19 protein-coding genes are annotated in these 20056 nt (G+C 70.8%); 10 read left to right on the forward strand and 9 right to left on the reverse strand.

Going from position 1 to position 20056, the window contains the following annotated elements; genetic code table 11:
• Positions 1–202: 202 nt before the first annotated feature.
• Entirely contained in the window at positions 203–1405 is a 1203-nt protein-coding gene (locus AOK11_RS21060) for an ATP-grasp domain-containing protein (RefSeq protein WP_055595283.1), read from the reverse strand.
• A gap of 254 nt (positions 1406–1659) precedes the next feature.
• On the opposite strand from AOK11_RS21060, the gene AOK11_RS21065 reads away from it, so the two are divergent.
• Both AOK11_RS21065 and AOK11_RS21070 read left to right on the forward strand, forming a co-directional pair.
• Positions 1660–2553: a metallophosphoesterase family protein gene (locus AOK11_RS21065; RefSeq protein WP_420903006.1), complete on the forward strand. Its 894-nt coding sequence runs from the start codon at positions 1660–1662 to the stop codon at positions 2551–2553.
• Complete coding sequence (locus AOK11_RS21070) at positions 2550–3296, forward strand: 4'-phosphopantetheinyl transferase family protein (protein ID WP_055595285.1); 747 nt, start codon at positions 2550–2552, stop codon at positions 3294–3296. The genes AOK11_RS21065 and AOK11_RS21070 overlap by 4 nt, the downstream gene beginning before the upstream one ends.
• A 79-nt stretch (positions 3297–3375) precedes the next feature.
• On the opposite strand, the gene AOK11_RS21075 is transcribed toward AOK11_RS21070, so the two are convergent.
• Positions 3376–3612 carry a hypothetical protein gene (locus AOK11_RS21075; protein ID WP_055595286.1) on the reverse strand — a complete coding sequence of 79 codons (237 nt, stop codon included), beginning with the start codon at positions 3610–3612 and terminating at the stop codon, positions 3376–3378.
• 167 nt (positions 3613–3779) lie between these two features.
• Positions 3780–4442 (reverse strand): helix-turn-helix domain-containing protein, encoded by a 663-nt coding sequence (locus AOK11_RS21080; protein ID WP_055595287.1) that lies wholly within the window; start codon positions 4440–4442, stop codon positions 3780–3782.
• A 223-nt stretch (positions 4443–4665) separates the two neighbouring features.
• On the opposite strand from AOK11_RS21080, the gene AOK11_RS21085 reads away from it, so the two are divergent.
• From AOK11_RS21085 to AOK11_RS21115, 7 genes are all read left to right on the forward strand, one after another.
• Positions 4666–5325 (forward strand): MmyB family transcriptional regulator, encoded by a 660-nt coding sequence (locus AOK11_RS21085; protein ID WP_055595288.1) that lies wholly within the window; start codon positions 4666–4668, stop codon positions 5323–5325.
• Positions 5326–5386: 61 nt separating this feature from the next.
• Positions 5387–6385, forward strand: a complete 999-nt coding sequence (locus AOK11_RS21090) for a LacI family DNA-binding transcriptional regulator (protein ID WP_079034992.1) — start codon at positions 5387–5389, stop codon at positions 6383–6385.
• Positions 6386–6602: 217 nt separating this feature from the next.
• On the forward strand, positions 6603–7946 hold the full coding sequence (locus AOK11_RS21095; protein WP_055595289.1) for an ABC transporter substrate-binding protein: 1344 nt from the start codon (positions 6603–6605) through the stop codon (positions 7944–7946).
• Between the two features lie 38 nt (positions 7947–7984).
• The gene (locus AOK11_RS21100) at positions 7985–8941 is read left to right on the forward strand and encodes a carbohydrate ABC transporter permease (RefSeq protein ID WP_055595290.1); all 957 of its coding nucleotides are present in this window, start codon (positions 7985–7987) and stop codon (positions 8939–8941) included.
• Positions 8938–9816, forward strand: coding sequence for a carbohydrate ABC transporter permease (locus AOK11_RS21105; RefSeq protein WP_055595291.1), 879 nt, complete (start codon positions 8938–8940; stop codon positions 9814–9816). Before AOK11_RS21100 ends, AOK11_RS21105 begins: the two co-directional genes overlap by 4 nt.
• Before the next feature lie 72 nt (positions 9817–9888).
• Positions 9889–11529: a glycoside hydrolase family 13 protein gene (locus AOK11_RS21110; protein WP_055595292.1), complete on the forward strand. Its 1641-nt coding sequence runs from the start codon at positions 9889–9891 to the stop codon at positions 11527–11529.
• 474 nt (positions 11530–12003) lie between these two features.
• Positions 12004–14148 carry a glycosyl hydrolase family 28-related protein gene (locus AOK11_RS21115; protein WP_240497430.1) on the forward strand — a complete coding sequence of 715 codons (2145 nt, stop codon included), beginning with the start codon at positions 12004–12006 and terminating at the stop codon, positions 14146–14148.
• Here the strand turns inward: AOK11_RS21115 and AOK11_RS21120 are convergent.
• The 4 genes from AOK11_RS21120 to AOK11_RS21135 are packed head-to-tail and all read right to left on the reverse strand — an operon-like array spanning position 14120 to position 17575.
• Positions 14120–14995: an ABC transporter ATP-binding protein gene (locus tag AOK11_RS21120; RefSeq protein ID WP_079034993.1), complete on the reverse strand. Its 876-nt coding sequence runs from the start codon at positions 14993–14995 to the stop codon at positions 14120–14122. The two genes, AOK11_RS21115 and AOK11_RS21120, sit on opposite strands and share 29 nt — an antisense overlap.
• A 20-nt stretch (positions 14996–15015) precedes the next feature.
• Positions 15016–15834, reverse strand: a complete 819-nt coding sequence (locus AOK11_RS21125) for an ABC transporter permease (protein ID WP_055595294.1) — start codon at positions 15832–15834, stop codon at positions 15016–15018.
• Positions 15831–16604, reverse strand: a complete 774-nt coding sequence (locus tag AOK11_RS21130; RefSeq protein WP_055595295.1) for an ABC transporter permease — start codon at positions 16602–16604, stop codon at positions 15831–15833. Before AOK11_RS21130 ends, AOK11_RS21125 begins: the two co-directional genes overlap by 4 nt.
• Positions 16601–17575, reverse strand: a complete 975-nt coding sequence (locus AOK11_RS21135; protein ID WP_055595296.1) for an ABC transporter substrate-binding protein — start codon at positions 17573–17575, stop codon at positions 16601–16603. The genes AOK11_RS21130 and AOK11_RS21135 overlap by 4 nt, the downstream gene beginning before the upstream one ends.
• 258 nt (positions 17576–17833) lie before the next feature.
• Between AOK11_RS21135 and AOK11_RS21140 the strand changes: the two genes are divergently transcribed.
• Positions 17834–18667 carry an IclR family transcriptional regulator domain-containing protein gene (locus tag AOK11_RS21140; protein WP_055595297.1) on the forward strand — a complete coding sequence of 278 codons (834 nt, stop codon included), beginning with the start codon at positions 17834–17836 and terminating at the stop codon, positions 18665–18667.
• A gap of 31 nt (positions 18668–18698) precedes the next feature.
• On the opposite strand, the gene AOK11_RS21145 is transcribed toward AOK11_RS21140, so the two are convergent.
• On the reverse strand, positions 18699–19760 hold the full coding sequence (locus tag AOK11_RS21145; RefSeq protein ID WP_055595298.1) for an LLM class flavin-dependent oxidoreductase: 1062 nt from the start codon (positions 19758–19760) through the stop codon (positions 18699–18701).
• The coding region (locus AOK11_RS21150) for an ATP-binding cassette domain-containing protein (RefSeq protein WP_157869409.1) at positions 19757–20056 on the reverse strand (300 nt) is incomplete at its 5' end. The genes AOK11_RS21150 and AOK11_RS21145, both read right to left, overlap by 4 nt.

The raw sequence follows: 20056 nt of genomic DNA on the forward strand, positions 1-20056 counted from the left end.
GCTTCCCCCGTGCTCCCCCGTCCCCTCCGGAAGGCTTCCCCGTCCTCCGGAAGGGGTTCCCCCGTCGCCCTCCACCGTTAAGAGCGCGACACTCGCCGTCTGATACACCCTCCGGAGGAATTCCCCGAAAAAAATCCGGTCCCGGCACAGGAAGCGCGCAGGGACCGGCCGGTGGGCAAGGAGGGCGTGCGGCATTCGGGTTCTAGCGGTGGTGCGTTCCCCAGGCGGCGGAGCCCCCGGCCACGGCGTCCGCGGCGGTGGCGCGCACCTGACCGGAGTCGGCCGCGGCCCGAGGCCCGGCGGGCACGGCCGGGGCCGGTACACCGCCCAGCGCGGGTGCGGGGACGTCCGCGGGCACGTCCGTGCGCTGCTGCGGCACCGACACCGGGCGCAGCGGACGCGGCCCCGACACCACCGAGTAGTCCTGGCCCAGGAACGGCGGGGACATCTCACCCGGATCGTCACCGAGCGCCAGCCGCACGGCGGCCCACGGCGCGTTCACCCCGCACAGCGACAGCTGGTGCAGTCCGCCGGCCGGGCGGGTGTTGACGTCCATCAGCACGGGCCGCTCGCCGAACATCCGGAACTGGATGTTGGACAGATGGTGCAGCCCGAAACCCTCCGCGATCCGCCGGGCCGGCTCCAGCCAGCGCTCGTCCACGGTGAACCCCCTGCGGCGGCCGTTCTTGGTGCGGCCGACGGCCAGCCGGACCCGGTTGTCGGGCCCGGTGAGGCAGTCCACCGACACCTCCGGCTGCTCCAGCACCGGCATCACCAGCCAGTCCACCGGCTCCTCGGCCTGCCGCACCGCCTCCAGCGCCAGATCCAGCGGCACGTACGGGCTGGGAAAGCCGTTCAGCTGAGTGAGCGAGAAGGGGGCACGGGTGATCACCCGGAAGCCCACACCCCCCGCGCCGGACGCGGGCTTGAAGCAGGCCTGATGCCCCCGTGCCTCCAGTTCGTCCACCGCGCGGACCAGCTCGTCCGCCGACCGCACGCGCCACCACGGCGGCACCGGCACCCCGATCGCCTGGACGGCCTCGTAGGCGATCACCTTGTCGTGGAAGACGGCCACCGCCTCGGGCGGCGGGGCCAGCAGCGCCGTACCGGCCGCCTCGAACTCCGCGCGGTGCGCGACGATCGCCCCTTGGTGCAGCCGGGGCACGAACACGTCGATGCCGCGCCGCGCGCACTGGGCGAGCGCGTACTCGACGTACGCCGCCGGGGACAGGCCCTCGGGTTCCAGCTCGGCGGTGTCGGCGGCGGCCAGGACGGGGGAGTCCGGGTCGCCGTGGGTGGCATGGATCTCGACGGCCCGGTCGCTGGGGTTCTTCCTCACCTGATCCATGAAGAACACGTTCTCCGCGTACGTGCGGTTGAGCCATACGCGTACGCAAGAGGCCATGCAGGCCGCCTTTCACGGTGTGCGGGCAGGCCTCGGCGGCCCGTGCCCGGGCAGAGGGTGTGGAGGATCGCCGGACGGCCCTGCGCGAGGGCTTCACTGCGGCGGTGTTGCGGCCGATCATACGGCTTCGACACGCGCTCCCGAACCACGGGCGTGTTACGGATCCGCGCTCCTGTTCCCCTGCGACCATACTCCTCGTGCATGCTGTGCGTACGGGTTGATCCTTCATGCTCAGGGGGCGACGGGTGACGTCAATGGCAGCCGGCGGCGGACAGCTGTGGGCCATCAGCGACCTTCACATCGGCTACGACGAGAACCGCGCCCTGGTGGAGCGGATGCACCCCGAGTCGGACGAGGACTGGCTCCTGGTGGCCGGAGACGTCGCGGAGACCGTGGACGACATCCGCTGGGCGCTCGGGACCCTCGCGGGCCGGTTCCGGAAGGTCGTCTGGGCGCCCGGCAACCACGAGCTGTGGACCCACCCGAAGGACACCGTCACCCTGCGCGGCGTCGCCCGCTACGACCACCTCGTCGAACAGTGCCGCGACCTCGGCGTGATCACCCCGGAGGACCCCTACCCCGTCTGGGAGGGCCCCGGTGGCCCTGTGGCCGTGGCCCCGCTCTTCCTCCTGTACGACTACTCCTTCCTGCCGGCCGGGTGCGCCACCAAGGACGAAGGGCTGGAGTACGCGCACGGCACCGGCGTCGTCTGCGCCGACGAACGCCTGCTGCACCCCGACCCGTACCCGAGCCGGGAGGCCTGGTGCCGGGCCCGGGTCGAGGAGACCGAACGGCGGCTCGCCGGACTGCCCGACGGCCTGCCCGTCGTGCTCGTCAACCACTACCCGCTGCACCGGCATCCCACGGCCGTCCTGTGGTATCCCGAGTTCGCCATGTGGTGCGGCACCGTACTCACCGACGACTGGCACCGCAGGTTCAACGTCCACACGATGGTCTACGGCCATCTCCACATTCCGCGGAGCACCCGGCAGGACGGCGTCCGTTTCGAGGAGGTGTCCGTGGGCTACCCCCGTGAATGGCGGAAACGGCCGGCACCGCCGGGGCGGCTGCGCCGGATCGTGCCGGGGGAGGAGCCCGGTACCGAGGCCGAGTCCGGGGCCGTGGCGGGGGAGGGCGGTGGCCGGTGATCGGGGAGCTGCTGCCCGGGACGGTCGTCGCTGTGGAGGCCTACGGCGACGAGGGCGCCGACGCCCCGCTGTACCCCGAGGAAGCGCACGTCATGGCGCGGGCCGTCGACAAGCGCCGCCGGGAGTTCACCGCGGTGCGCTCCTGCGCCCGCCGGGCCATGAAGAAGCTCGGCGTGCCCCCGCAGCCCGTCCTGCCCGGCGAGCGCGGCGCACCCGGCTGGCCGGACGGGCTGGCCGGCAGCATGACCCACTGCGCGGGCTACTGCGCCGCCGCCCTGGTCCGTACGGGGGACCTGGCCTCCCTCGGCATCGACGCGGAGGTCCAAGGGCCGCTGCCCGAGGGGGTGTTGTCGTCCGTGGCGCTGCCGGGAGAGGCGGAGCGCATCGGACGGCTGGCCCTGGAACGGCCCGGGGTGCACTGGGACCGGCTGCTGTTCAGCGCCAAGGAGGCCGTGTACAAGGCGTGGTTCCCGCTGACCGGGAAGTGGCTGGACTTCATGGAGGCCGACATCGAGCTGTTCACCGAAGCCGGCGGCGGCAGCGGGAGCGGCACCGGCACCGGTGGTTCCGACTCCGGCGGCTCTGCCGTCGAGGGGGCCGGGGCTCCGCTGCGCGGCGGGTTCCGGGCGGCGCTCCTGGTGCCCGGCCCCTGGGTGGGCGGCCACCGCCTCGACCACTTCGACGGCCGCTGGACCGTCGAAGGCGGTCTGGTCGCGACCGCGGTCGCCGTACCGCACGGCTGACCGGGGCGGCGGGGCCGGGAACAGCGCGGCGCCGTGCCCGCCCCCTGGGCGGTCGGCTCCGGTCGGCCGTGCGGTCGGATCACGGCTGCGGGTGCCAGTCGCGGAGCATCCGGAAGAAGTACTCCTCGTTGCCGGACAGCCCCGCCCGGGCCAGGGCGGTCTCCGCCTCCGCGAGAACGGAGGGCGCCACCATCGGGGGCCTGCGGGCGCCCGGCGGTCCGGTCTCCCTGTCGTAGGCGGCGCGCACCGTGTGCAGCAGTCGCAGATAGGCCTGGACGGCGGTGCGTTCGCGGTCGGTCGGTACGGCGGTGGGCATCGCTTCGCTCTCCCCGAGTCATGATCCCGCATCGGGCGCCCCGCACGGTGCGGGCGCACCCCCAGCTTGCCGCCCACCACTGACAGTCGGTCCCTGCCGCACGCCGGTCCGCCCCCCCGGCTGAAGCGTTCCCCGGCTGAAGCGTTCCCCGGCTCAGGCGCCCCGGCTCAGGCCTTGGGCCGCTGGACGCTCTCCAGGAGCATGTCCAGCCACTCCGCGACCTTGTCGCGGTGCTGGTCGGTGGGGAGCTGGGCGGCCCGCCACGCGATGCCGCGCACCCCGTGGTCCTGCAGCAGTCGCTCCAACGGGTCGTCGGCCGCCGCGGCGGCCCGCCGCTCACGGTCCGCCAGGCTCTGCAGCAGCTCCTGCTCGGTGTGCCGGAGCGCGTTCGCGAGGGCTTCGGGGTCCTCGGCGGTGAGGAATCCGGCGTGCACCCGGAAGAACCGCTGGATGGCGTCGCAGTGCTCCATGGTGGGACGCCGGTCGCCGTTGATCAGGGCACCGGCCTGCTGCCGGGACATGCCCGCGCCGTCGGCTATCTCCTGCTGCGTGTACTTGCGGCCGTTCGGCTTGAGCCGGGTGCGGCGCAGCAGGTCCAGGCGCTGCACGAACCGGGTCTGCACCTCGGGTTCGCCCGCGCTCCGGCCGCTCAACAGGGCCTTGACCACCGGCTCCGGGACTCCGGAGGCCGCGGAGAGCCGGCCGATGCCGAAGACCTCGGTGTGCGGCACGTCGAGCCGGTCGGCGAGTGCGGCGACGCGGGCGACGACGGCCGACAGTGCGGTCGTCGGCGCGGTGTCCTGACCCTCACCCACGAAGCCACCCGTCACCGACAGATCTCCTACGTCTCTCACATGCTTCTCACATGCGGTTGCCGTGAACTTCACGGAGACTAGCCCGTGTCTCGAACTCACATCCAGGTCTCGCCACAACTGTGGCCAATTTCAGCCGTCAACCGGCATGAAATGCCACGATAGTTGACACGCTCGAGGTTCGGCCCGCAGGATCGGGGCCCTGCGTCAAGGCCGCACAGGCAAGAGGGGTGACCTCCCGATGGCACATCAGGCAGGAGGCCGGCGGCCGGTACCGCGGCCCGGCCCCGAGACTCCCGAAGCGCAGGCCTATCTGGAGGACTACGCCGCGTTCCTCCACGCGGTGCCCTTCCCTTCCCTGGTGGTTGACCGCCGCTGGGACGTGCTGCTGGCCAACACCGCTTTCCGGACACTTTTCCGGGATGTCGAACCGCATCCGACGGCCATGCCCGGCGACAACTTCCTCCGCTTCGTCCTCTTCCACCCGGACGCCGCCACCGTGCTGGAGGAACACGAGTCGAGCTGGTGCCTGCCGATGCTGGCGCACTTCGCCAAGACGGTGGAGCGGCACGGCCACGACCACGGGCTGCAGGCCATCCGCCGGGACATCGCCCAGGACCCCATCATGGAGGCCGCCTACCGGCAGGGACTGCCGCACTGGCTCCGTGCCGTCGGTGAGCAGGCCGCCGAACACGACGGTGCCGTAAGGCCGTTGCGGCACCCCGATCCGCGCTGGGGAGTCACCGACTGTCGTCTCGTCGTGGAGACGACCAGGATCCTCGACGACATGGACTGCATCCGGCTGACGCTGGTCCTGCGTGAGGCGCGCCGCACCCCGTCCGGCCACCGCAGACGCCGGCGCGCCGCATCCCATCTCAGCGTGGTGCCGGAACCGTTCTGACGCGCCGGTTTCTTGCATGCTTGCGCAAGTTGCTTGCGTGACTTGCGCTATTCTTGCGTTCATGACGCGACGACTTGCTGTGGTGGCGAAGAAGGTCGGGGTCAGCGAGGCCACGGTCAGCCGGGTGCTCAACGGCAAGCCGGGAGTCTCCGAGTCCACCCGGCAGGCCGTGCTCTCCGCCCTGGACGTGCTCGGCTACGAGCGGCCCACCCAGCTGCGCGGCGAGCGCGCCCGGCTGGTCGGCCTGGTGCTGCCCGAGCTGCAGAACCCGATTTTCCCCGCCTTCGCCGAGGTGATCGGCGGCGCGCTGGCCCAGCTCGGACTGACGCCGGTGCTGTGCACCCAGACCCGTGGCGGCGTCTCCGAAGCGGACTACGTGACACTGCTGCTCCAGCAGCAGGTGTCCGGCGTCGTCTTCGCCGGCGGGCTCTACGCCCAGGCCGACGCGCCCCACGACCACTACCGGCAGCTCGCCGAGCGCAACATCCCGGTCGTCCTCGTCAACGCGGCCATAGAGAACCTCGGCTTCCCCGGCGTCTCCTGCGACGACGCCGTGGCCGTGGAACAGGCCTGGCGGCATCTGGCCTCGCTCGGCCACGAGCGGATCGGTCTGGTGCTCGGCCCCGCCGACCACGTCCCGTCGGCCCGCAAGCTGGCCGCCGTCCGCGCGGTCGCGGGCGGGGTGCCCGACGAGCACGTCGCCCGCGCCATGTTCTCCATCGAGGGCGGGCACGCCGCCGCCTCCCGGCTCATCGACCGGGGCGTCACCGGTTTCATCTGCGCCAGCGATCCCCTCGCCCTCGGTGCGGTACGGGCCGCCCGCCGCCGGGGACTCGACGTCCCCGCGCAGATCTCGGTCGTCGGCTACGACGACTCGGCCCTGATGAACTGCACCGAGCCCCCGCTCACCACGGTCCGCCAGCCCATCGAGGCCATGGGCAGGGCCGTCGTGGAACTGCTGAACGCGCAGATCAACGGTGGTCAGGTCGCCGCCGAGGAGCTGTTGTTCGAGCCGGAGCTGGTGGTGCGCGGGTCGACCGCGCAGGCCCCCCGGACCTGAGGGTCGGGGCGCCCCGCCGTCCCCGTGATCCGGACGGCGCCGTCCGGGAGGCCCGGCCCGCCGCGGACCTGATTCCGCTTCGCTTCCGGTCGACTGTCGAATAATTTCAAAGTCTGCGTGACATCTTGCGGACCCCTGTCGTCGGTGCTTGAGTGTGCCCCGCCCACCGCTCCTGTTCCGAGGGGTTCACCCGCTCCTGTCCCAGAGGGGTCCACCGATGAGAAGCACCGGGATCCGCCGTACCCTCGTCGCGCTAGGCGTCGGCGCCCTCACACTCACTGCCTGCGGGTCGAACGACGACCAGGCCGCCGACGGCAAGACCCGCATCACGGTCAACTGCATGCCGCCCAAGAGCGCCGAGGTCGACCGCCGGTTCTTCGAGGAGGACATCGCCGCCTTCGAGAAGAAGAACCCGGACATCGACGTCGTCCCGCACGACGCGTTCCCCTGCCAGGACCCGAAGACCTTCGACGCCAAGCTCGCCGGCGGGCAGATGGAGGACGTGTTCTACACGTACTTCACCGACGCGCGTCACGTCGTCGACATCAAGCAGGCGGCCGATCTCACCCCGTACGTCAAGGAGTTGAAGAGCTACGGGACGATCCAGCAGCAGCTGCGGGACATCTACACCGTCGACGGCAGGATCTACGGCGTACCGCGCACCGGGTACTCCATGGGGCTGGTCTACCACCGGCAGCTCTTCGAGCGGGCCGGACTCGACCCCGACCGGCCGCCCACCACCTGGGCCGAGGTCCGCGACGCCGCGAAGAAGATCGCCGCACTCGGCGACGGCACCGTCGGCTACGCCGACTACAGCGCCCAGAACCAGGGCGGCTGGCACTTCACCGCCGAGCTCTACTCCCAGGGCGGGGACGTCGTCACCCCCGACGGAAAGAAGGCGGCCGTCGACTCGCCCGAAGGCCGCGCGGTCCTGCAGACCCTGCACGACATGCGGTGGAAGGACGACTCCATGGGCAGCAAACAGCTGCTCGTCATCAACGACGTCCAGCAGATGATGGGCGCCGGCAAGCTCGGCATGTACCTCGCGGCTCCCGACAACATTCCGATCCTGGTGAAGGAGAAGGGCGCCGAGTACAAGGACCTCGCCCTCGCGCCCATGCCCGGCGGACGGGCCACCCTCATCGGCGGGGACGGCTACATGTTCCACAAGAAGGCCTCGCCCGCACAGATCAGGGCCGGCCTGAAGTGGCTCGACCACATGTTCCTCACCCCCGGCGACGGCTTCCTCGGCGACTACGCCCGCGCGAAGAAGAACGACGCACCGGTCGGCCTGCCCGAGCCCCGGCTGTTCACCGGCGCCGCCGACGCCAAGGACCAGCAGGTCAAGGAGGACCACGCCAACGTGCCGGTGGAGAACTACCAGGCCTTCCTCGACGGCAACCAGAGCCTGGAGATGAGGATCGAGCCGCCGCAGGCGCAGCAGCTGTACTCCGTCCTCGACGGTGTCGTCTCCGCGGTCCTCACCAAGGAGGACACCGACATCGACCGGCTCCTGAAGGACGCCTCCACCAAGATCGACGGCATCCTGGCGCGAGGCTGACCGGCGATGACCACCACCACGCGCGAGGCCGGCCCACGATGACGAAGACCGCCGCACGGCCCGCCGCCCCGGCGCCCGCCGTCCGCCCGGTGAAGGCGCCGTCCCCGTCCGGAGACCGGAGACGGCGCCGCCTCGCCGACCAGGCACACGCCTACGGCTTCCTCCTGGGCGGCCTCGTCTGCTTCGCCCTGTTCTCCTGGTACCCGGCGATCCGCGCCGTCGTGATCGCCTTCCAGAAGTACACCCCGGGTTCGCCGCCCGAGTGGGTGGGCACCGCCAACTTCTCCCGCGTCCTGTCCGACCCCGAATTCGGCGCGGCCTGGCGCAACACCCTCACCTTCACCCTGCTGGCCCTGCTGATCGGCTTCGCCGTCCCGTTCGTCCTCGCCCTCGTGCTGAACGAACTCCGGCACGCCAAGGCCTTCTTCCGCATCGTGGTCTATCTGCCGGTGATGATCCCACCGGTGGTCAGCGCCCTGCTGTGGAAGTGGTTCTACGACCCGGGCACCGGCCTCGCCAACGAGGCACTGCGGTTCCTGCACCTGCCCACCTCCCACTGGTCCAACGGCGCCGACACCGCCCTCGTCTCCCTGGTGATCGTCGCCACCTGGGCCAACATGGGCGGCACCGTCCTGATCTACCTCGCCGCCCTCCAGTCCATCCCGGGCGAGCTGTACGAGGCCGCCGAACTCGACGGCGCGAACCTGCTCCAGCGCATCCGGCACGTGACGGTCCCCCAGACGAGATTCGTCATCCTGATGCTGATGCTCCTTCAGATCATCGCCACCATGCAGGTGTTCACCGAACCGTTCGTGATCACCGGAGGCGGCCCGGAGAGCTCCACCGTCACCGTCCTCTACCTCATCTACAAGTACGCCTTCCTCTACAACGACTTCGGCGGTGCCTGCGCGCTCAGCGTGATGCTCCTCGCCCTCCTCGGACTGTTCTCCGCCGTCTACCTCCGGCTCACCCGTTCCTCCGAGGAGGCGGCATGAGCAGCACCCGCACCCTCGTCTCCCCGGCCGTCCTGGCCCGCCCCCGGGGCCGGGCGATCTACTGGACCGTGTTCACCGGCGTCGTCCTGCTCTTCGCGCTGGCCTTCCTCTTCCCCGTCTACTGGATGGTCACCGGCGCGATGAAGTCCCCGGACGAGGTGGCGCGCACCCCGCCCGACCTGCTCCCCGACCGGTGGAGCACGAGCGGCTGGACCGACGCCTGGGAACTGATGCAGCTCCCCACCCACCTGTGGAACACGGTGGTGCAGGCGGCCGGAGCCTGGCTGTTCCAGCTGGTGTTCTGCACGGCCGCCGCCTACGCCCTGTCCCGACTGCGGCCCGCCTTCGGCACCGTGGTCCTCGGCGGCATCCTCGCCACCCTCATGGTCCCCGCGCAGGCCCTGGTCGTCCCCAAGTACCTCGTCGTCGCCGACCTGCCGCTGATCCACACCAGCCTGCTCAACGACCCGCTCGCCATCTGGCTCCCCGCCGTCGCCAACGCCTTCAACCTCTACCTGCTCAAGCGGTTCTTCGACCAGTTGCCGAGGGACGTCCTGGAGGCCGCCGAGATCGACGGCGCCGGACGGCTGCGCACCCTGTGGTCCATCGTGCTGCCCATGTCCCGGCCGGTGCTCGGTGTCGTGTCGATCTTCGCCCTGGTCGCGGTGTGGCAGGACTTCCTGTGGCCGCTGATGGTCTTCTCCGACACCGACAAGCAGCCGATCAGCGTGGCCCTGGTACAGCTGTCGCAGAACATCCAACTGACCGTCCTCATCGCCGCGATGGTGATCGCCAGCATCCCCATGGTCGCGCTGTTCCTCGTCTTCCAGCGGCACATCATCGCCGGGATCGGCGCGGGCAGCACCAAGGGCTGACGCGGCACCGGCGGCCGTCACGGCCCCGAGGGCCGACGCCGACCCCGTCCACCGAAGAGAAAGGCACGCACCGTGGGACAGCCCACCCCTGCCCGGAGCGACGACGACTGGTGGCGCTCCGCCGTCATCCACCAGGTGTACGTCCGCAGCTTCGCCGACGGAGACGGCGACGGCACCGGCGATCTCGCCGGAGTCCGGGCGAAACTGCCGTACCTCGCCGAACTCGGTGTCGACGCGCTGTGGTTCAACCCCTGGTACCTGTCCCCGATGAAGGACGGCGGCTACGACGTCGCCGACTACCGGATGGTCGACCCGGCCTTCGGCACCCTCGCCGAGGCGGAGAAACTCATCGCCGAGGCACGGGAACTCGGCATCCGCACGATCATCGACATCGTGCCCAACCACGTCTCCGACCAGCATGCCTGGTTCCGCGCCGCCCTGGCCGGCGGGCCCGAACGAGACCTGTTCCACTTCCGGCCGGGCCGCGGCGAGCACGGCGAACTGCCCCCGAACAACTGGACGTCGGAGTTCGGCGGCCCCGCCTGGACCCGTTCGTCCGTCTCCCGCCACCGCCCTTCCGGGGAAGGCCCTTCGGGTCCTGTCGATTCCGACGGCGACTGGTACCTCCACCTGTTCGCCCCCGAGCAGCCCGACCTCAACTGGGCGCATCCCGCGGTCCGCCAGGAGCACGAGGACATCCTGCGTTTCTGGTTCGAACGGGGCGTGGCCGGTGTCCGCGTCGACTCCGCCGCCCTGCCGGCCAAGGACCCCCTGCTGCCGGACCTCGTCGAGGGCCCGGGTCCGCACCCGTACGTCGACCGGGACGAGCTCCACGACGTCTACCGGGCGTGGCGGGCCATCGCCGACGAGTACGGCGCCGTGTTCGTCGGCGAGGTCTGGCTGCCGGACGCGGAACGCTTCGCGCGCTACCTGCGCCCCGACGAACTGCACACGGCGTTCAACTTCTCCTTCATGACCTGCCCCTGGGACGCGGCACGGCTGCGGACCTCCATCGACGAGACGCTCGCCGAGCACGCCCCCGTCGGCGCGCCCGCCACCTGGGTGCTGTGCAACCACGACGTGACCCGTACGGTCACCCGCTACGGCCGCTCGGACACCGGATTCGACTTCGCCACCAAGGCCTTCGGCACCCCGACCGACCTGGCCCTCGGCACCCGACGCGCCCGCGCCGCGGCCCTGCTGTCGCTGGCGCTGCCCGGCACGGTCTACCTGTACCAGGGGGAGGAACTGGGCCTTCCCGAGGTGGAGGTGGCACGGGAGCACATCCAGGATCCGATGCACGCCCGCTCGGGGGGCACCGATCCGGGGCGGGACGGGTGCAGGGTGCCACTGCCGTGGGCGGCGAAGGAGCCGTACGCGGGATTCGGGTCCCGGGAGACGCCGTGGCTTCCGCAGCCGGATGGCTGGGCGGCGTACGCGGTCGACCGGCAGCAGGACGATCCCGGCTCCATGCTCACCCTCTACCGACGGGCGATCCGCCTGCGCCCCGCCTTCGGCACGGGCCCGCTCACCTGGCTCCCCGCCCCCGACGGCGTCCTGGCCTTCGAACGCGCCGACGGCCTGCGGTGCCTGGTCAACCTCGCCGACACCCCGGCCGACCTGCCCGAGCACGCCGGGATCCTCCTCGCCAGCGGGCCCCTCGACACCGGGGGGCTGCTGCCGAAGGACACGGCCGTCTGGCTGCGTACGTAGACACCCGCCCCCCACGCCCTCGTTGCCCGATGGACCTGCTCTCCCCACGCACCGCTGTCCCCGCACCGTTCCTCTGGGCTGAGCAGGAGTGAGTCTGCTCAGCCACACGCCCCGAACGGCCTTGGGCGCACTGGTTACCGGCGTACTCGACCCCGGGGCGGCGACACGCATTCTGTGCGTGGTCCGAGCCCGGGAGGCCGGTTCCCTGCGCGACTCGGCCACTGGGTAAGGCCAGAGGTGACGGGGAGGCCCTGAACCATCACTCCGGTGGAGCAGGGGCCCCGCTCACCGGCACCGTACCCAGCGTTACCAGATCGCACGATCACGTTAACCCGGACGGCCCACGACGCCGAAAGCCCGGAAGCCGACCATCACACGATCGAGTTACACCGCCCTTGTGCACACTTCCCGGCAAGCAGCTGACAACCCCCACCACGAAGGGATCGGCACATGAGCAATAGATCTGTCAGGCACATGCCAATTTTGGGGGCCGTCGTCGCCCTGGCCGCCGGCATGCTCGTCGCCCTGACGCCCGCACCCGCCCACGCCGCAGCGGGCGCCACTCTCCCCTTCACCTCGGTCGAGGCCGAGGCCGCCACCACCACGGGTTCGACGGTCGGCCCCGACCACACCCAGGGCACCCTCGCCTCCGAGGCGTCCGGCCGCCGGGCGGTACGCCTGAACAGCGGCCAGCGCGTGGAGTTCACGGTGCCGCGCGCGGCCGACGCCGTGAACGTCGCCTACAGCGTTCCCGACGGGCAGTCCGGTTCGCTCGACGTGTACGTCAACGGCGCGAAGCTGGCGAAGACCCTGCCGGTGACCTCCCAGTACTCCTACGTCGACACCGGTTGGATCGCCGGCTCCAGAACCCACCACTTCTTCGCCAACTCCCGCCTGCTGCTCGACCGGAACGTCCAGGCCGGTGACAAGGTCGCCTTCCAGGCCACCGGCGTCCAGGTCACCGTCGACGTGGCCGACTTCGAACAGGCCGCCGCACCCGCCACCAGACCGGCCGGTTCGGTCTCCGTCACCGACCGGGGCGCCGACCCCAGCGGCCGGGGCGACTCCACACAGGCGTTCCGGGAGGCCGTCTCCGCGGCCCGGGGCGGGGTGGTGTGGATCCCGCCGGGCGAGTACCGGCTCACCTCCGCCCTGGGCGGTGTCCAGAACGTCACCCTCCAGGGCGCCGGTCACTGGCACTCGGTCGTACGCTCCTCACGCTTCATCGACCAGTCGAGCTCCGCGGGCAACGTCCACATCAAGGACTTCGCCGTCATCGGCGAGGTCACCGAGCGCGTCGACTCCCAGCCGGACAACTTCGTCAACGGCTCCCTCGGCCCGAACTCCTCGGTCTCCGGCATGTGGCTCCAGCACCTGAAGGTCGGCCTCTGGCTGACCGGCAACAACGACAACCTGGTCGTCGAGAACAACCGCATCCTCGACACCACCGCCGACGGCCTCAACCTCAACGGCACCGCCAAGGGCGTCCGGGTCCGCAACAACTTCCTGCGCAACCAGGGCGACGACTCGCTCGCCATGTGGTCGCTGAACGCGCCCAACACCCAGAGCAGTTTCGAGAACAACACCATCTCGCAGCCGAACCTCGCCAACGGCATCGCGATCTACGGCGGCACCGACATCACCGTCAAGGACAACCTGATCGCCGACACCAACGCGCTGGGCAGCGGCATCGCGATCTCCAACCAGAAATTCCTCGACCCGTTCCACCCGCTGGCCGGCACGATCACCGTCTCCGGGAACACCCTGGTCCGCACCGGCGCCATGAACCCCAACTGGAACCACCCCATGGGCGCGCTGCGCGTCGACTCCTACGACAGCGCCATCGAGGCACAGGTCAGGATCACCGACACCATCATCACCGACAGCCCGTACAGCGCCTTCGAGTTCGTCTCCGGCAGCGGACGCGGGTACGCGGCGAGGAACATCACCGTGGACGGCGCCACCGTCACCCGGACCGGCACGGTCGTCGTGCAGGCCGAGACACAGGGCGCCGCCACCTTCCGTGGCGTCACCGCCACCGGCGTCGGCTCGGCCGGCGTCTACAACTGCCCCTACCCGTCCGGCTCGGGCACCTTCACCGTCACCGACGGCGGCGGCAACTCCGGCTGGAACAGCACCTGGTCGGACTGCTCCACCTGGCCGGAACCCGGCCAGGGCAATCCCGACCCCGACCCGGACCGCAACCTGGCCCGAGGCCGCCCGGCCACGGCCACCGGCTCCCAGGACGTCTACACGCCCGGCAGAGCGGTCGACGGCGACGCGAACAGCTACTGGGAATCCGCCAACCACGCCTTTCCCCAGGACCTGACGGTGGACCTGGGCTCCAGCCAGGCCGTCCGCCGCCTGGTCCTGAAACTGCCGCCGCAGGCCGTGTGGCAGGCCCGAAACCAGACCCTGTCCGTGCAGGGCAGCACCGACGGCTCCGCGTACACGACGGTCCTCGCCGCGAGGGACTACCGCTTCGACCCGGCCACCGGCAACACGGTCACCGTGAACCTGCCGTCCGGCCCCGGCCTGCGCCACCTGCGGCTGCACGTCACCGGCAACACCGGCTGGCCGGCGGCCCAGTTCAGCGAAGTGGAGGCATATCTTTCCTGACGTCCACCGGGACGCCCCCGGCCGTGCCGACGGCCTTGGCGACCTCGGCCTCCTCGCCGGCCCCGGGCGCCGCCACCGCCCCCCGCTTCGCCGCCTGGATCTGCTCGTACACATGGGTCCGCAGCTCGGCGAAGCGCGGGGTGACCCGCGTGGTCAACTGGTCCCGCTCCCGCGGGAGGTCGACCTTCAGCTGCTCCTGGACCACCGTGGGGGACTTGGACAGCACGATCACCCGTTCACCGAGGTAGACGGCCTCGTCGATGTCGTGGGTGACGAACAGGACGGTCATCGACCGCTCCTGCCACAGCCGGCGCACCAGGTCCTCCAGATCGGCCCGGGTCTGCGCGTCCACGGCGGCGAACGGCTCGTCCATCAGCAGCACATCGGGCTCGTACGCCAACGCCCGGGCGATCGCGACCCGTTGCTGCATACCGCCGGACAGCTGCCACGGATACGCCCCGGCGGCGTCCGCCAGACCCACCGACTCCAGCGCGTCGGCCACCAGCTCCTTGCGCCGGGCCGCGCCCAGCCCCTTCTTCTGCTTCAGCGGGAGTTCGACGTTCGCACCGACCCGCATCCACGGGAAGAGACTGCGCCCGTACTCCTGGAAGACGAACGCCATCCCGGGCGGCGGCCCGTCGACCTTCCGTCCGCCCAGCGTCACCTCGCCGGACGTCGGCGCGAGCAGCCCGCTCATGCACTTCAGCAGGGTCGTCTTGCCACAGCCCGACGGGCCGACGAGACAGACCAGTTCACCCGCCTCGACCGTGAAGGTGAGATCGCGGACCGCTTCAGTACGGCGTCCAGAACCCTCGTAGACCTTTCGCAGGCCGCGTACGTCGAGCACGGACCCTCCTTTCTCGTGCTTCACGACGACCCCCTGGTGGCGTCGCGCAGGCCGTGGTACCAGGCGAGCACCCGTCGTTCGGCCAACCGGAAGAGGACGGACAGGGCGAAGCCCAGCAGCCCGAGCAGCAGGATGCCGGTCCACATGTCGGGGATCGCGAAACTCCGCTGGAACTGCACGATGGTGAAGCCGAGCCCGTTGCTGGCGGCGAACATCTCGCTGATCACCATGAGGATGATGCCGATCGACAGGGCCTGGCGCAGACCCGCGAAGATCTGCGGGCTCGCCGAAGGCAGCACCAGCCGCCGCAGCCGCGCGACGCCCGTGATGCCGTAGGAGCGGGCCGTCTCGGACATCACGGAGTCGACGGCCCGTACCCCCTCGACGGTGTTGAGCAGGATGGGCCACACGCAGCCGCTCGCGATGACGACGATCTTCATCGTGTCGCCGATGCCGGCGAACAGCATGATCACCGGAACCAGCACCGGCGGCGGCACGGCCCGCAGGAACTCCAGCACCGGTTCGCACACCGCCCGCACCCGCCGGTAGGAGCCGATGACCGTGCCGAGCGCCACACCCACGACAGCGGCGAGCGCGACGCCCGCCGCGAGCCGGAGCACGCTGGGCAGCACGTCACCGGTCCACCGTTCGGCGGTCCACACCTCCCAGAACGCCTCCACGATGGTGCGCAGCGGGGGCCAGTACACGTCCTGGCTGCCGGCCGACGTCACCCACCACACGGCCACCAGGACCACGGGAAGGGCGAACACGAGGACCAGCTGCCGCAGCAGCCGCCTCCAGGCGCTCGATCCGGTCCGGTCGGGGGCTGACCCCTTCACACCGTCACCTCCCCGCGTACCGACTGGTGCCAGGCCAGAGCGTGCCGCTCGACCGTCCGGGCCCCGATGTTGATCAGCAGCCCGAGCAGCCCGGTGACCACCACCAGCGCGTACATCTCCGGTACCGCCTGCGAGGTCTGGGCGACCGCGATGCGTGCGCCCAACCCCGGTGCGCCGATGACGAGTTCGGCGGTGATGGCGAGGATCAGCGCCACCGCCGCCGCCAGCCGCACCCCGGTCATGACGTAGGGCAGCGCGCTCGGCCACATCACGTGCCGCACCCGCGCCCAGGTGCCGAGCCCGTACGAGCGTGCCGTCTCCTCGGCGACCGGGTCGACGTCCCGCACGCCGTACAGGACCTGGAGCAGGACCTGCCAGAACGCGGCGTACACGACGAGCAGCAGCACCGACCGGAGTTCCGTGCCGTAGAGCAGCACCGCCAGGGGGATCAGCGCGACCGAGGGGATCGGGCGCAGGAACTCGATGGTGGACGCGGTCGCCTCGCGGAGATACGGCACCACCGACAGGAGCACACCGACGACGATCCCGGCCACGACCGCGATCGTCAGGCCCAGCGCCCAGCCCGTGAGGGTGTCGCCGAGCGCCGTCCAGAAGGCGGGGTCCCCGACCTCCACGCCGAGCGCTTCGGCGATCCGGCTGACCGGCGGGAAGTACTCCTGCTTGACCAGGCCGAGCCGCGGGATCACCTCGCCCAGGACGAGGAAGCCGGCGAGCCCGGCCGCGCCGAGCGCGGCGTTCTCGCCCCTCACGGAAGCAGTTCGTCCAGGTCGGGCGCCTGCTTGAACAGGTCGTTCTCATTGCCGAGCTTCACCAACTGCTCGACGGAGGCGCGGTTGGGCTCGGTCGGCCACTTCGGCAGGGTCACCTGCTCCAGTACGGCCGGCGGGATCTTCGTGTACGTGGTGACGATCTCGCGCACCTCGTCCGGGTGGGAGTCGGCGTACGCGAGGGACTCGGCGGTGGCCTCCTGGAACTTCTTCACCACCTCCGGGTTCTTCTGCGCGTACTGCGTGGAGGTGAAGTACAGGGAGATGGTGAGGTCCGGGGCGATGTCGACCATGGACGACGCGATCTCCCGGCCGCCCTGGCCCTTGATCGTGGCCAGGGCCGGCTCGACCACCATGGCGGCGTCGATCTGTCCGCCGTCGAGCGCGGCGGGCATCTGGTCGAAGGCCATCTCGACGAAGTCCACCTTGTCGGGGTCGCCGCCCGACTTCATCACCGAGGCGCGTACGCCGAGCTCCATCGTGTTCTTGAGCGTGTTGACGGCGACCTTCCTGCCCTCCAGGTCCTTCGCCGACTTGATCGGGCTGTCGCCCTTGACGGTGATCGCGGCGAAGTCCTCGCCCTCCACGCCGGTCGAGGCGTTGCCGTTCGCCACCCCCTTCACCGGCACGCTGTTGGACTGGGCGATCAGCAGCGAGGTCATGTTGGAGAACCCGAACTCGAACTGACCGCTGGCCACGCCGGGCACGATCGCCGCGCCGCCCTGCGCGCTGGAGATCGACAGCTTCAGGCCGCGTTCGCTGAAGAAGCCCTTCTTCTCGCCCAGGTACAGCGGCGCGACATCGACGATCGGGATGAGGCCCACCTTCACCTCGGTGGTGCCGCCGGACGAGGCGTTCGCGTCAGAGGCGCCGCCCCCGCCGGACGAGCCGCACGCGGTCGCGGTGACCAGGACGGAAGCGGCCGTGAGGCCGATGAACAGACGACGACGCATGAAGGGGTCCCCCTTGTGGGACTGGGGTGAGGCACTCAGAGGAGTTGTGCGCAGACAGAACACTTGTGCTCAGCGGGAACCTAGGGCTCCTCTTGAAAGCCGGTCAATCCCCCTGCACGGTCGGGTTTTTCGGCGTTCAACCATGTCGCTCACCGGCCGATGCTCCGGGCATCCGTCGAGGATCACCTCGTTGACACCGTCCATCGCCCGCTCGTAGCGTGCGCACCGCGTACACTCGTACGTCATTCCGGAGGCCACATGACCGTTGAGATCCGCGGACCGCACTTCGTACAGTCCTTCGAGCGAGGCCTCGCCGTACTCCGCGCCTTCGACGCCGACCATCAGCAGCTCACCCTCAGCGAGGTCGGCCGCACCTGTGGGATGACCCGGGCGACGGCCCGCCGTTTCCTGCTCACGCTCGCCGACCTGGGCTACGTCCACACCGACGGCCGGCTCTTCCGGCTCACCCCACGCGTACTGGAGCTCGGCTACTCCTACCTCGCCAGCTTCACGCTGCCGGAGATCGCCGAGCCCCATCTGGAACAACTCGTCGCGCACGTGAGGGAGTCGTCGTCGCTGTGCGTCCTGGACGGCGACGACATCGTCTACGTGGCCCGCGTCCCGACCCGGCGCATCATGAGCGCGGCCATCACCGTGGGGACGCGTTTCCCCGCCCACGTCACCTCGGTCGGCCGGGTCATGCTCGCGGATCTGCCGGACGACGGGATCGACGCCTGGCTCGACCGCGCCGACCTGCGGCCGAACACCTCCCAGACCCTCACCTCGCCGCGCGCCCTGCGTGCCGAACTGGTCCGGGTCCGCCGCCAGGGGTACGCACTGGTCGACCAGGAACTCGAGGAGGGCCTGCGATCGGTCGCCGCACCGGTGAGGGACCGGGACGGCACGGTGGTGGCCGGCGTGAACATCGCGGTGCACGCCGGCCGCAACTCCGTGGAATCCGTCCGCCGGGACCTGCTGCCGCACCTGCTGGCGACCGTCGCGCGGATCGAGGCGGACCTGTGGATCACCGGCCCGGCCCGGGCCGCCTCCCACGGGCACGGGGCCGGGAACGAAGACGGGGCCGGGAGGTGAGCACGGTCGCCCTGCCGTGCCGCCGTTCCGCTCAGGCGCCGGGCTTCCAGCCCAACTCCGGTGCGATCAGGTGGCGTACGTCGTGCAGGATCTGCTCGTAGTCGTCGCGGTGGAACTCGTACGGCAGCTCCAGGCGCAGCTCGGAGACCGCCGTGACCACCGGGTCGGCGGTCAGTCGCTCCAGGATCTGCTCCGCGGTCCCGACCACGTCCGGCGCGAACAGGATCCGCTTCGGCCCCTGCGGTGCCAGGGTCCGCGCGTGCCGGGAGGCCGCGTACGCGCGGTAGCGGGCCCGGGTGCCCGCGTCGGCACCGTCGAACGGCACGATCACCCGCCCGAGCGCCACCCGGGGCGGCGCGACCCGGGCAGGCGCCACCTGGGCAGGCGCCACCCGGTCCCGCGAACGCCCCGCGAGAACGTGCCGGTACTCGTCGAGCAGGGCGAGCTGGGCCGTGGTGAAGTCGTCGGTGCCCTCACCGGTGACGATGTTGCCCATCAGCAGGTTCAGGCCCTGTCCGGCGGCCCACCGGATCGAGCGCAGACTGCCGCCCCCATACCAGAAACGGTTCACCAGGCCGGGATCGTGCGGCTGCAGCCGCGGCCGCCGGGTGTTGCCCGGCGACTGGATCACCGTGTCCGGACCGCCGAGGTAGTCGCCGCGCAGGTGGTCGATGACCCGGGCGATCCTGCCGTACGACAGGTCGAAGCCGCGCCAGTCCCCGTCGTGCACGAGGTCCCCGAGCAGCTCGGCGTGCGGCATGCCGGTGCTGACCCCGACCTGGAGGCGGCCGCGGGACAGGACGTCGGCCAGTGCCAGGTCCTCCGCCAGCCGGAACGGGTTCTCGTACCCGATGGGGATGACCGCGGTCCCCAGTTCGACCCGCTCGGTGCGCTGGCCGGCCGCGGCGAGGAACACGGCGGCGGAGCCGACGCCGTGCTCGAGATGGCGCTGCCGGATCCAGGCGCCGTCGAAGCCGAGCCGTTCACCGTACTCGAACAGCCGCAGTGTCTCCTCCAGGCCGGGGTACGGGTCGTCGTCGGCGAAGTTGCCGGGAGTGAGGAAGGCCAGCGAGTCGATCGCGGGGGTGCTCATGCCGTGCTCCGGCCGGAGACCTGGCTGGGCCGGTGCCGCTCGAACCCTTTCAGGCCCACTACGTCGAGCCGGCGCGCCACTTCGTCCCGCCGCTCGGCACGCGTCAGCCCGCCCGGCAGCCCGAAGGCCACATTGGAGGCGAGGGAACGCCAGGCCATGAGCCGCGCGTCCTGGAAGACGACAGCCGCACGCCGGTCCGTGTCCCGGACCCCTTCACCGTCGAGGAGGACGGCCCCGTCCGAGGGGGTGTCCAGGCCGGCGAAGAGCCGCAGCAGCGTGGACTTCCCGGAGCCGGA

It is taken from the genome of Streptomyces hirsutus (genome assembly GCF_001418415.1).
GTDB lineage: Bacteria > Actinomycetota > Actinomycetes > Streptomycetales > Streptomycetaceae > Streptomyces > Streptomyces hirsutus.

Coding starts and splice junctions, on each gene's coding strand:
- AOK11_RS21085 (WP_055595288.1), top strand. CDS start 4,666: ATGGCACATCAGGCAGGAGGCCGGCGGCCGGTACCGCGGCCCGGCCCC.
- AOK11_RS21145 (WP_055595298.1), bottom strand. CDS start 19,760: ATGAGCACCCCCGCGATCGACTCGCTGGCCTTCCTCACTCCCGGCAAC.
- AOK11_RS21065 (WP_420903006.1), top strand. CDS start 1,660: ATGGCAGCCGGCGGCGGACAGCTGTGGGCCATCAGCGACCTTCACATC.
- AOK11_RS21060 (WP_055595283.1), bottom strand. CDS start 1,405: ATGGCCTCTTGCGTACGCGTATGGCTCAACCGCACGTACGCGGAGAAC.
- AOK11_RS21090 (WP_079034992.1), top strand. CDS start 5,387: ATGACGCGACGACTTGCTGTGGTGGCGAAGAAGGTCGGGGTCAGCGAG.
- AOK11_RS21075 (WP_055595286.1), bottom strand. CDS start 3,612: ATGCCCACCGCCGTACCGACCGACCGCGAACGCACCGCCGTCCAGGCC.
- AOK11_RS21140 (WP_055595297.1), top strand. CDS start 17,834: ATGACCGTTGAGATCCGCGGACCGCACTTCGTACAGTCCTTCGAGCGA.
- AOK11_RS21095 (WP_055595289.1), top strand. CDS start 6,603: ATGAGAAGCACCGGGATCCGCCGTACCCTCGTCGCGCTAGGCGTCGGC.
- AOK11_RS21100 (WP_055595290.1), top strand. CDS start 7,985: ATGACGAAGACCGCCGCACGGCCCGCCGCCCCGGCGCCCGCCGTCCGC.
- AOK11_RS21105 (WP_055595291.1), top strand. CDS start 8,938: ATGAGCAGCACCCGCACCCTCGTCTCCCCGGCCGTCCTGGCCCGCCCC.
- AOK11_RS21115 (WP_240497430.1), top strand. CDS start 12,004: ATGCCAATTTTGGGGGCCGTCGTCGCCCTGGCCGCCGGCATGCTCGTC.
- AOK11_RS21135 (WP_055595296.1), bottom strand. CDS start 17,575: ATGCGTCGTCGTCTGTTCATCGGCCTCACGGCCGCTTCCGTCCTGGTC.